General features: G+C 33.8%; 11 protein-coding genes. 3 read left to right on the top strand and 8 right to left on the bottom strand.

Translation table 11 applies throughout. From position 1 onward, the window contains the following. Window positions 1-48 precede the first annotated feature (48 nt). Window positions 49-1,257 carry an MFS transporter gene (locus AC6CHK_RS11235; protein ID WP_498096130.1) on the top strand — a complete coding sequence of 403 codons (1,209 nt, stop codon included), beginning with the start codon at window positions 49-51 and terminating at the stop codon, window positions 1,255-1,257. A 96-nt stretch (window positions 1,258-1,353) separates the two neighbouring features. Further along, the gene (locus tag AC6CHK_RS11230; protein ID WP_498096128.1) at window positions 1,354-3,384 is read left to right on the top strand and encodes a TonB-dependent receptor; all 2,031 of its coding nucleotides are present in this window, start codon (window positions 1,354-1,356) and stop codon (window positions 3,382-3,384) included. A gap of 64 nt (window positions 3,385-3,448) precedes the next feature. On the opposite strand, the gene AC6CHK_RS11225 is transcribed toward AC6CHK_RS11230, so the two are convergent. After that, entirely contained in the window at window positions 3,449-4,414 is a 966-nt protein-coding gene (locus tag AC6CHK_RS11225) for a YpdA family putative bacillithiol disulfide reductase (protein WP_498096126.1), read from the bottom strand. A gap of 129 nt (window positions 4,415-4,543) precedes the next feature. Here AC6CHK_RS11225 and AC6CHK_RS11220 point away from each other — a divergent pair, with 129 nt between their 5' ends. Further along, entirely contained in the window at window positions 4,544-5,182 is a 639-nt protein-coding gene (locus AC6CHK_RS11220; protein WP_498096124.1) for a hypothetical protein, read from the top strand. Between the two features lie 5 nt (window positions 5,183-5,187). Here the strand turns inward: AC6CHK_RS11220 and AC6CHK_RS11215 are convergent, their stop codons facing one another. From AC6CHK_RS11215 to AC6CHK_RS11185, 7 genes are all read right to left on the bottom strand, one after another. Then, window positions 5,188-6,486 carry a glycosyltransferase family protein gene (locus AC6CHK_RS11215; RefSeq protein ID WP_498096123.1) on the bottom strand — a complete coding sequence of 433 codons (1,299 nt, stop codon included), beginning with the start codon at window positions 6,484-6,486 and terminating at the stop codon, window positions 5,188-5,190. A gap of 93 nt (window positions 6,487-6,579) precedes the next feature. Next, window positions 6,580-6,843 (bottom strand): GIY-YIG nuclease family protein, encoded by a 264-nt coding sequence (locus tag AC6CHK_RS11210; protein ID WP_498096122.1) that lies wholly within the window; start codon window positions 6,841-6,843, stop codon window positions 6,580-6,582. Window positions 6,844-6,932: 89 nt separating this feature from the next. After that, complete coding sequence (locus AC6CHK_RS11205) at window positions 6,933-9,473, bottom strand: YfhO family protein (protein ID WP_498096120.1); 2,541 nt, start codon at window positions 9,471-9,473, stop codon at window positions 6,933-6,935. Between the two features lie 27 nt (window positions 9,474-9,500). Further along, a complete protein-coding gene (locus AC6CHK_RS11200; RefSeq protein WP_498096118.1) occupies window positions 9,501-9,728 on the bottom strand; it encodes a hypothetical protein in 228 nt (75 codons plus the stop codon). A 25-nt stretch (window positions 9,729-9,753) separates the two neighbouring features. Further along, entirely contained in the window at window positions 9,754-10,800 is a 1,047-nt protein-coding gene (locus tag AC6CHK_RS11195) for a DUF6263 family protein (RefSeq protein WP_498096116.1), read from the bottom strand. A 19-nt stretch (window positions 10,801-10,819) separates the two neighbouring features. Continuing rightward, complete coding sequence (gene rlmB / locus AC6CHK_RS11190) at window positions 10,820-11,572, bottom strand: 23S rRNA (guanosine(2251)-2'-O)-methyltransferase RlmB (protein ID WP_498096114.1); 753 nt, start codon at window positions 11,570-11,572, stop codon at window positions 10,820-10,822. Window positions 11,573-11,676: 104 nt separating this feature from the next. Further along, window positions 11,677-12,150, bottom strand: coding sequence for a DinB family protein (locus AC6CHK_RS11185; protein WP_498096112.1), 474 nt, complete (start codon window positions 12,148-12,150; stop codon window positions 11,677-11,679). Window positions 12,151-12,340 lie beyond the last annotated feature (190 nt).

Here is a 12,340-nt window from a genome sequence, read left to right as displayed (position 1 = left end):
TTAAGTCCTGTTTTTTTGTCGCCAAATCAGACTGATAAATTTAAAATTATGAAACTTTTAAAAATATATATCAATTCCTTCAAAGGGCTTTCAACAGAAAGCTGGATGTTGGCATTGGTGATGCTCATCAACCGTTCAGGTTCGATGGTTTTGCCGTTTTTAGGTGTTTATATGACGGATCATCTGCATTTTGATATTCAGGACGCGGGTATTGTGTTGAGCTTTTTTGGAATCGGCTCGGTTGTCGGTTCATGGTTTGGAGGAATGATTACGGACAAAATCGGAGAATTTAAAGTACAAAGTTTGAGTCTGCTTTTGAGCGTTCCTATGTTTTGCCTGATTCCACTTTTTACTTCGGAAGCAGGTTTGGCGTTGATTATTTTTCTGCAAAGCTGCATAAGTGAAGCTTTTCGTCCTGCAAACTCTGTGGCGATTACCAAATATGCAAAAAAAGGAAATATTACAAGAGCGTTTTCATTAAATAGGATGGCTGTCAATTTAGGATTTTCCATTGGTCCGGCTTTGGGCGGAATTTTGGCTGCGATTTCTTATGATTTTCTTTTTTATTCTAATGCAGCGGGAGCTTTATTGGCGGGAGTTACTTATATCTATTTTTTCCGAAAAAGAGAATACAGAAATAAGGAAAGCACCAAGGAAGATATAGAAATAAAAACCGCTTCTCCTTACAAAGATTATCGGTTTATTTTGTTTTGTGCAGCGTGTTTTGTGTTTTCGGTATGTTTTTTTCAGCTGCTGAATACATTGACGATTTTCTATAAAAAAGATGCGCATCTTTCTCAGAAAGAGATTGGGTATATTCTTGGTTTCAGCGGTTTTATCGTAGTTTTGATGGAGATGATTCTTGTACAGATTGCAGAAAAATATATGAAGCTGAAAAGCGTTTTGTTTTTCGGAACTTTATTGTGTGGAATTTCGTTTGCGATGCTACCGCTTGACACTTCAGTCTGGTTTTTACTTTTATCCATCGGTATTCTGAGCATTGGTGAAATTTGGGCGCTTCCGTTTATGGCGACGGTTACGGCATTGCGTTCTGGTGCCAACAACAAAGGTGTTTACATGGGAATTTTAGGAATGGCATTTTCGCTTTCTTTTATTGTGACTCCCTTTTTAGGAACTTTAATTGCTGAAAAGTTCGGATTTACCATATTATGGTTTGGAACAGGAATTTTACTTACCATTACAGCGATTGCGTTTTATTACATTATTCCGTGGATGCTGAAAAATAAAGAAGCTTAAATTAATAACTAATTTGAATTGTGTTTTTACTATTCATAATTGATAATTAATGAATTTTTGTTTTTAAGTTTATAAAAATATTCTAGTTTTGTATGAATGAAGAGAATTTGCTTTTTGCTCTTAATATGCAGTCAATGCTGGGTTTTCGCTCAAAAAAAAGATTCGGCGACATTGATCTCCGAAGTGACAATTGATGCATACAAAAAACCGGCTTCATTCATCAGTTCTACAAAATCTGTTTCGGTAGTTTCAAATGAACTTTTAAGCTTAAATACACCCGAAAGATTACTCGAATCTGTCAATCAGATTGCAGGATCAAGAATGGAAGAACGTTCGCCGGGAAGTTATAGAATTTCAATTCGTGGCAGCAGTTTACGTTCACCTTTTGGAGTAAGAAATATTAAAGTTTATCTTGATGATTTTATTTTGTCGGATGCGTCGGGAAATACATATTTCAATATTATTTCGCCCGAACTTATCAATAAAATGGAAATCTATAAAGGTCCCGAAAGTGGAGATTTTGGAGCGGTTACAGGCGGAACACTTCTTTTAAAAACCAGGAATTCAGAGAATATTTCCGGAAATATTTCTATCGGAAGTTATGGAACTTTTAATCAGAATATTGATTTCTCGAAACAGTTGGGAAAGCATTTTTTACAGGTTTTTCAGAATTACTACAGAACAGATTCTTACCGTGAACAATCGGCGGTTGAAAGAAAACAGGTTTTTATTAAAGACAATTTTCAATATTCAAAAAATGCGGAATTAAGGGCAATGCTTTTATTGTCTGATTTAAATTATGAAACTCCGGGTGGATTGACTTTTGAGCAAATGAATCTCAACAGAAAACAGGCAAGACCTGCAACAGCAACGCTTCCTGGTGCAAAAGAACAAAATGCAGGAATCCGTAATAAAATGATTTTGGCAGGAATTTCAAATGAAATTGCGCTTAATTCTGATTTTTCACATTTTATTTTGCTTCAGGGTTCGTATGTGGATTTTGAAAATCCGTTTATTACTAATTTTGAGAATCGTTTTGAAAGCAACTTTGCATTGCGGACTCATTTTAATTATCAAAAAAATTGGAACAATATCTCAGCAGAATGGCGGCTGGGTTTTGAAGGCGGAACTAATCATATTTTCGTTAAAAACTATGATAATAATAAAGGAACAGAAGGAAATCCTCAGAATTTTGACAAGGTGAAAAACAATTCTGGGTTCTTTTTTGCTTCTCAGAAATTAAATTTTAATGAAAAACTATTTTCGGATATTTCATTAAGCTTAAATTCAAATTCTTACGAATGGGAAAGGCTTTACCCAACATCTGAAAATGGAAATATAAGATTTAAAAATCAGTTGCTTCCCAATTTTGGACTTACTTATCTTTTGGAAAAAGGATTTTCCGTAAGAGGGAAAATAGGAAAAGGAAATTCTGCACCGACTAATGAAGAAATCCGCTCTTCAAATCAGGAATTTAATCTAAATCTTGTTCCCGAATATGGATGGAATAAAGAAGTAGGAATTAGAAAACAATTCGGAAATTCCATTTTTGTTGAGGCGAATTATTTTGATTTTCGGATGAAAGATGCGATTGTAAGAAGACAAAACGAAAGCGGACAGGAATATTTTGTAAATCAGGGTGAAACTGTTCAAAAAGGCTTTGAAGTGCTTTTAGAATCTAAAAACTTTAATCTTAAAAACGATTTTTTTAATAGTTTTAAATTCAGGTTTTCCGGAAGCTTTTACCAATTTAAATTTGAAAATTACCGCCAAAACGAAAATGATTTCTCAGGCAATGACTTAACCGGAGTTCCAAAAACAACCATCAACAGTTTATTAAATTTCACATGCTTAAAAAAACTTTCAGTCGATTATTCACATTTTTATACTTCAAAAATGCCTTTAAATGACGCGAATTCTATTTGGTCGGAATCTAGTTTTGTTGGGAATATTCAGTTCAGATATCCTGTGAATTTAGAAAAAACAAGATTAAATTTATTTCTGCAAATTCAGAATTTGTATAATACCAATTATGTTTTAGGTTTTGATATTAATGCTTTCGGAAGCCGTTTTTACAATCCTGCTGCAAAAAGAAATTTTGTTTTAGGTATGAAGGTTGATTTTTAAATGTGATAGAATTCAGAAGTTAAGATGATTAAGATGAGATTGCTTCACTTCGTTCGCAATGACATTATCGTTTTATTAGAATATTTTTCACAATCATTTCCGCGTGAATTCTCGAGTTCTCAATAAACCAAAGATGAGTATCTTTTCCGCCGCAAACAACGCCTGCCAGATATAAATTGGAAATATTGGTTTCCATAGTTTCGGAGTTGTAAACCGGGTTCAGACATTCTCCCTGAAGATCAATTCCGGAATTTTTTAAAAAATCAAAATCAGGAAGATAGCCCGTCATTGCCAATACAAAATCGTTTTCAATTTTATTTATTTTGCCGGTTTCGTCTTTAAAAATGACAGAATTTTCCTTTATTTCTAATAATTCAGAGTTAAAATAAGCTTTAATACTTCCTTCAGCAATCCTGTTTTCAATATCAGGTTTTACCCAATATTTTACATTTTCTGAGATTTCGGAATGCCGGATAATTATGGTAACTTCTGCACCTTTTCTGTACGTTTCCAAGGCAGCATCAACAGCAGAATTGCTTGAACCAACAACCACAATTTTCTGTTTTGCATAAGGATAAGGTTCTGTATAATAATGCTTTACTTTATCCAGATTTTCGCCGGGAATATTCATTAAGTTTGGAATATCATAAAAACCGGTCGAAATAATAACATTTTTTGCTAAGTAATTTGATTTCGAGGTTTTAATTTCAAAAAGATCACCATTTTTTGAAACTTTCAAGACTTTTTCGTAAAGATTGATATTAAGATTTTTCTGTCTTGCAATCCCTTGATAATATTCCAAAGCTTCCTGCCTTCCGGGCTTTGGAGCAGTTGAAATAAAAGGAATTTCAGCAATTTCCAGCTTTTCGGCAGTTGAAAAAAATCTCATGTATAAAGGATAATTGTACAACGAATTGACAATAGTTCCTTTTTCAATAATTAAATAAGTAAGGTTGTTTTTCTTTGCTTCAAGCGCACAGTTGAGACCAATTGGCCCGGCTCCGATGATGAGAATATCCAGAATTTCCATAAAACAAATGTACAAAAAAGCATAAGCAACAGGTTTTATGTCGGAAGCAAAAATTTATTTTAATTTTAAAATTCTTATTTCAAAAAAACGGCATCAGTTTTGGTCATTTTTGTTTTTAAGTATAAAAAAATGAAAAAGATATTCCTGTTAATCATCTTAATAAGCTTAATCGGTTGTAAGAAAAACGAACCTAAGCAGACTTCTAAAAATATAGATTCCACGGTACAAAATACAATTGAGCCTGAAAATCCAATCAATGATTCTGTCAATAAAGAAAACAGTCTAAAAAAGGTGAATGATGAAATTCTTTTAACATTAAAAAATAATGATTATAAAGGTTTTTCGGAATTTATCCACCCTGAAAAAGGTATTCGCTTTTCAATGTATGCTTTTACAAGCATCAATGAGGATAAGCATTTTTCTAAGGCGGATTTTATGAAATATCAACCTACAAAAACGATCTTCACTTGGGGCGCAAGAGACGGTTCCGGCGAGCTTTATAAAGCCACAATCAATCAGTATCTTAAAAACTGGGTTTTTGTAAAGGACTTTACTACGTCTCAATATTCTTTAAATCAGTTTCAGGGAGGCGGAAATTCATTGAATAATCTTAAAGAAATTTATCCAAAAACTGATTTTACAGAGAATTTCCTGAAAGGTTCTGAAAAATACGGTGAAATGGATTGGAATACGCTTCGTTTTGTATTCGAACAATTTGAAGGGAAATATTATCTGATCGCCGTGATCAACGACCGTTGGACAATTTAAAACTTCTAAAGCGAGTTTATAATTTCCGCTAATTGTTTCGTGAGATTTTTTCTTGAAAACTTTTCTATATTTTGGATGCTGTCATTAAGGTTTCCATTTTTCCAAAGCTCAAATTTTTCTAAAATAAAGCTTTTAATTGCTTCCGAATCATTATAACCGAAATGTTTTCCTGCGTTTGTTTCTTCTAAAATTTTGGAAACATCAGCCTGATTTGGGCCAAACGAAATGATTTGCTTTCCAGTCGCCAAATATTCAAATATTTTCCCGGGAATAATTCCTTTTGAAGAATCATTCGGAAAATTGGTAATCAATAATAACGACGAATCCGCCATTTCCTGAAGAGCTTTGTCATGAGAAAGATAGCCGAGATTTTCAATATGATTTTGAAGGCTTGAATTTTCAATAGAATTAAGAATTTTATCATCAATTCTTCCAACAAATTTCACACTGAAATTTTTAGCAAAATCAACATTTGTTTTTACCAAATCGTTAAGTGATTTCCAAAGATTTTCCGGATTTCTTAACTGTTCTAAAACTCCAATATAACTTAAAGTAAACTTTGTTTTTTCATTTGTCACGCTGAGTGGAGTTGAAGCGTCGCTTTCATCAAAACCGTTTGTGATACAAATTGCATTGGCTCCGTTTTTACGAAAATTTTCAGCATCGGTATAACTTGTAGCCAAAGTGATGTCTGCGTTTTTAAAAACTTCACTTTCTAATTGACGATGTTTTTTGTCGGAATTTCCGGTAAGTTTTAGATGTTTGTAATATGAAATTTCCGTCCAAGGATCACGGAAATCTGCAATCCATTTCAGATCGGGAAGTTTCTTTTTTAAATTTAAACCAATCAAATGCAAAGAATGCGGCGGTCCTGAAGTCACCACAACATCAATTTTATTTTCCTTTAAATATTGTTCTAAAAAATTCACGGAAGGCTTTACCCAAAAAACTCTTGCGTCGGGAATGAAAAAATTTCCTCTTACCCAGATTGAAAGTTTAGATTTCCAGCTTTGATTTTTGCCGACATCAAACTGTCCGGCTTTAAATTTTTTGTTACTTTTATTCAGTTTTTCAGCCAATTGATAAGGTTCCCAGATTTTAGTTTTTATAATTTCTAAATTTTCGGGAATATCTTTTATTAAGCTTTCATCCAGCAACGGATAACTTGGGTTTTCTGGTGTGAAAATCACGGGTTTCCAACCAAATTCAGGTAAATATTTTGCAAATTTCAACCATCGCTGAACTCCCGGACCTCCCGCTGGCGGCCAGTAATAAGTGATGATAAGGATTTTTTTTTCTTGCATTGTTTAAAATGTGTTGTCATTCTGAATGAAGTGAAGCGTAATGAAGAATCTCATTAAATATCATCATTCAAAAATTTCCAATTAGGATTGAATTCAGACAACTAAACTATCTTTTTTAATTCTCGTCCAGCCTTTTATTTGCTTTTCTCTGCTTATTGCTGTGTCAATATCATTAAATTGCTCAAAATATATTAAATAAAAGCACTTGTATTTTGAAGTGAAATTTTTGTCAATAGCTTCTGGATTTTGATGCCCATATAATCTGTTTTTCAAATCATTAGTAACTCCAGTGTATAAAACTGTTATTTTGTTTGTCAATATGTAAACGTAATAATTGTGAGTTCCTAAAGTTTTCATTGTGTTTGTTATTCTGAATTAGTAAGAATGTGATCAGGATAGAGATTCTTCACTGCGCTTTGCTTTGTTCAGAATGACATTGTATAATCTTAGCCTTCTTCCTCAATTAAAACTTCTTTCTTCTTATTTTTATACAACCAGAAAATCCCGAAAGCACTTAATGCAATGAATAATCCGAAGCAAAGTAAAGAAATCCATTTTCCTGTTTCGATAACTTGCGGTTCGAAAACCATTCTGATATTATGTTCGCCTGCAGGAACGTGTACTGCCCGAAGCAAATAATCTGCTTTAATGTAAGGAACTTCTTTTTCGTCTACAAACATTTTCCAGCCGTGAGGATAATAAATCTCTGAAAAAATAGCCAATTGTGGAGTTTTAGATTGAGATTTAAATTCTAACTCGTTGGGTTCATATTTTGTCAGATTTATGGAAGCAGTAGAATCCGGCTGTACAGGCTTGTTTTTAAAATACTCTTTGTCAGTAACACTGATAACCGCCGTTTTTTTAGAATCAATAGTACCAATCGATTCAATTTCTTCATCCGGAGTGTTTACAAATTTCAGGTCACTTACAAACCATGCATTTCCGTTGGCGTTAGGATTCGGAACAACCTGCGGCTGTTGAGGATCACCGAAAATCATGTATTTTGTATTCAGAAGATTTAAGATTTTTGGAGTTTTTACGCTGTCAACTTTTGAAATATATTCGTTTAACAAATCGTCATAACGTCTCAATTTTACAGCGTGATATCCACCAATCGAAGATTTAAAATAAGAAGTATTGGTTTCGGCCGTTACCCCTAAAATCTGGTTGTAAACTCTGTAATGTTTTTTGTCTTTTTCGGCAATGGTTTCCAACGTTTTATTGACAGGAATGCTTGCCAGAATAGATTGCAAGTTCGGATTGTCACCTACTTTTTCAGCTAAATAATCTGAACCTTCTGTTTGAAAAGGGTTTTCGGCAAAAATTTTATCTACATAATTTTCATCATTTAAATAGCGTTTGTTTACCGACCAAAGATCAAACAAACTCACCAATCCGATGATAATTAAAGCAATATTCTGATTCAGTTTTTGTTTTAAACTAAAGAAAAGAACTGCGGCTGTAATTCCGACATAAATAAATGCTTTTATCGCATCAATTCTAAATAACTTGAATCTTTCTTCCGTTAAATAATCGAGCAAGAAAGGCGGTAAATAAGTTTTTTCGTTATCTGTATGGAAACCTAATAAAGACTTTCCAAAAATTAATAAAATTAGCAGAAAACCTAAAACTCCACCGCTCACATAAGTCAGAATTTTCTTTTTGTAATCTTCTTCCAGTTTTTCGTCTTTATAAAATCTGTACAATCCGATAATTGCAATTAGTGGAAACAATAATTCCACAACAACCAAAATTGAAGAAGGCGCTCGGAATTTGCTGTAAAAAGGAACATAATCGATAAAGAAATCCGACAAAATCATAAAATTGCTTCCCCAAGCCAACAAAATAGTCAGAATGGTTGCTCCTAAAATCCAATAACGATATTTTTTTGAAGCAAAAAAGAATCCTAAAAGAGCAAGAAAACAAACAATTGCTCCCTGATAAGCCGGCCCCGAAGTTCCAGGTTGATCGCCCCAATAGGTTACTCCACCGAAGCCTTTTGAAACTCTGTCCATTTCAGCCTGAGACGTTACATTTTCCTGAACCAATTCCTGGATTTTAGCCATCATTTCGGCAGCTTCAGGTTCCTGGCTTCCGCCACCCATCAACCTCGGAATGAATAGGTTTAAAGTTTCCAGCTTACCGTAACTCCACATCAGAATGCTTTCTTTATCCATTCCGGAATTTCCGGCGGTGTGTGTTTCGTTATTTAAAATCTGTTTTCCTCTTACCGTTTCTTTGATATATTCGGAATTGGCCATGATTCTTTGAGAATTCATTCCGACACCTATAATTAAAGCAAAACCTATGATAACCGATGAAATTAAAAAATGTTTCATCGGAGTTTTTTTCTGAATCGCTCTGATCAATTCTGATAAAAATAAAAATCCCAAGCCTAAAAACAGGTAATAAGTCATTTGCGGATGATTGGCCGCAACCTGTAATCCGAAGAAAAGAGTGGTAACGATAAAACCGAGAACGTATTTTTTGCGGATGTAAACCAATAAAATTCCGGCTAAAAGTGGCGCAAAATATTCAATAGTATTGACTTTTCCGTTGTGTCCTGCAGCGATAATGATGTAAAAATAAGTGGAAAGCCCAAAAAAAGTAGCACCAAGAAGCGCGTATTTCCAATTCCGGACAGCAACCATTCCAAGCAGGAAAAATCCGGCAAATAACATGAAAAGATAATTGACAGGTCTTGGTAAAATATTCAGATAACTGTCGAGTTTTTTAATAATATCACCTTCAAAACGGCTTCCCATTTGATAAGTTGGCATTCCACCAAACATAGAATCACTCCAATAAGTTTCTTTATCGTAGTTGGCTCTGTAATCAATAAGCTCTTTTGCGCCGCCCCGATACTGAACGATATCATGCTGAAAAAGCTGCTTTCCCGTAAAAACAGGAGTGGAATATAAAAATGCTAAAACTAAGAATGCAACAATAGAAATTGCAATATAAATTAAGTTTTTATTTTTCGCCATTTGGTTATTATCTTTATTGCCGGGAAATTATTTTTTGTATTTATCTTCCTTTACTTCTTCGTAGTCAACTGTTTCTGCGTCCCAGTTTACTTTTTTTTCAATATTCGTGTTTGAGTTTTTTAGGTCTTGCTGAGAATTATTATTAGGTTTAAAACCTGTGTATTTGTAAAAAGCTCTGAAAAAAACTCTTTTTAAAATATTCCATACAAAGAAAATAATAATAGTAGCGAGTATTAACTCAAAAATGAATTTCATATTTTTTTAATTTAATAAACTTCGGTTATTTAGCGGAAGGATTTACCATCACCGATGAGTTGGAAACACTTTTCATCGATTGCGATTGTTTTCCGTCTGATATTGTTTCTATTTGTGTAGTTTTTACATTGATGTTTTGGTTGGTGATCCAGCCTGTATTCTGATCAAATTTAATGGTTCCGTTTTGAGCCAGCTCGCTGCTCATGCTGTGTGTCATTTCGCCTTGAGATTTTTTCTCTTCTTTTTTAGGAATTCCTCCGGTTACAGAAATTTCAGCAATACCGTTTCCTACGCTTTTTAAAACGTAATTTGACGTTACTTTAAACTTTCCGCTTTCATCGGCGCTTTCACTTGTAGACCATTTTTCTCCGATTTTCACGCCTTTTTTAGGAATGATCGTCAAATTTTTTGCAAACTGATCTTTCAATACTTTTTCATTAAAGCTTTCTTTAAGGCTTGCTACAACGCTTGCTCTTTGATTGGCATCTTTCACAAGACCGGAGATTGCTTTAGAGATTTTTGTATAAACGGCATCAAAACCTGTAATAGAAATCACATTTCCTTTAGTATCCATCTTCATGTTCAGCTTGTTTCCGGTAAGAGCGCGGTTCACATTCCAGATCATTTTAAGATTATCTTCTTTAGGAATTGGAAGTTTGGTGTCTACCACGATTGTTTTTCCGTCGGCACTTTGCGAATTTCTTTTTCCAATCAGATTAATGGTAATATCGTAAACATCTCCTTTAACGTCATTTACCGTAAAGCTCATTTCATCTGTAGATTCACTCGTTCCGTTCAATGTTTTCCCTTGCGGATCAGTCATTGTTTTTACATCTCTCTGATAAGTTGTTAAAGGATAAGTTTTTCCTTTTTCAAGCTTGAAAGTCTGTGTGAAAACTCCCAAAGAATCTTTGATAGCCGGGTTTTCTTTTACTTCGGCAACAGAATCCGCAGGAACTTCCACGGTGATTGTTTTTCCTGTTTTCGGATCTACTTTTGTTATCGTTGCGGTTTCCTTTTTACAAGAAAAGATGGCTAAAGAGATAAGCGCTAATGCTGCAATATTTTTCATTGAATTTTTTTAAATGTTGTTAATTAATTTTCACCAGTTTCTGTCTCATGGCTTCATATAAAATCGCTCCGCAAGCAACAGAAACGTTTAATGATTGTGTTTTTCCTTCGATCGGAAGTTTTATTTTTTCGTCAGAATGATGAAGAACTTCTTTTGAAATTCCTGTTTCTTCATTTCCCATCACGATGGCGCAAGGTTCTGTGAAATCTACATCGTAAATCAGTTTTTGAGCTTTTTCAGTTGCCGAAAATACAGAAATTCCGCTTTGTTGTAAAAAATCTACAGCGTGAGCCAAATTAGGTTCTTTACAGATTTTTATATTGTACATTGCTCCTGCAGAGGTTTTTATCGCATCCGAATTTACCGGCGCACCGCCTTTCTCAGGAATCACAACTGCATGAATTCCTACACATTCTGCTGTTCTGCAAATCGCGCCGAAATTTCTCACGTCAGTCAATCTGTCCAAAATTAAAATAAAAGGTACTTTTCCTTCTTCAAAAAGTTCCGGAATAATGTTTTCAACTCTGTGAAAAGGCACATCTGAAATAAATGCAACCACACCTTGATGGTTTTTCCGTGTAAAACGGTTTAGTTTTTCTATCGGAACATAGTTGGGACGTATTTTATTTTTAGCTAAAATCGTTTTCAGTTCTGCATAAATTTCTCCCTGCAATGCATTCTGCACAAAGATCTTATCGATTGTTTTTCCTGCTTCAATAGCTTCTAATACAGGACGAAGCCCAAAAATAAAATCGTCTTTTTTATCTGTCATTTTATTATTTTAAATAGTGAATTGCAAAATGTCAATTTTATTGTGTGAAATTATATGTTCAAATATTCACAATTGACATTTGACTTGCGAACAAAAAACTCACATTATCTTCCTCTTTCTCCTAAAATTGCTCTTTTTTGTGCCAGCGCATATCCATAATGCAGGCTTTCGTGTATATTGTTGAAAATAATTGCATCCTGAATACTTTTAAGATCCATTCCGAAACTTGTGGTGTACGGTGTATAGTCTGAAAAAAAATCGCTGTCGTAATCTTTCATTAAAATTTTGGAAGTTTCCGTCAATAAAAATGCTAAATCTTCAACTTCAGATTTTTGAACATTCAGATTGGGCATTGTTCCTTTTTTATACGTTTCAATCCAGTATTTATCGATTCTGAAAGGGTTTCCGCTCAGATAATAATGCAAAAGCTGCTGCGTGGCAACGGTATGGGCAATATTCCAGTAAAGATTATTATTAAAACCATCCGGAATTAGTAAAAGATCTTCATGCGAAGTCTCCTGCAAAATATCCAAAAGATTTTTTCTGACTTGTCTGTGAGCTTGAAAATGATAATTCATTTTACAAAATTTTAATCACCAAAAATAGTTTAATAAACTGAAAATGACAATTTTTGGAGAGGTGTTTGAAGTAAAATTTATATATTTTTATGAGTTTGATGCTTTCATTAAATTCAATTTATGATTTAAACCATTCCGAATCTCTCATATCTGTAAGAATGTTTAACAAATTTTAACTAAAAAACAACGT

The organism is Chryseobacterium sp. GQ58 (assembly GCF_059758895.1).
This window is presented reverse-complemented; position numbering and strand designations above follow the sequence as displayed.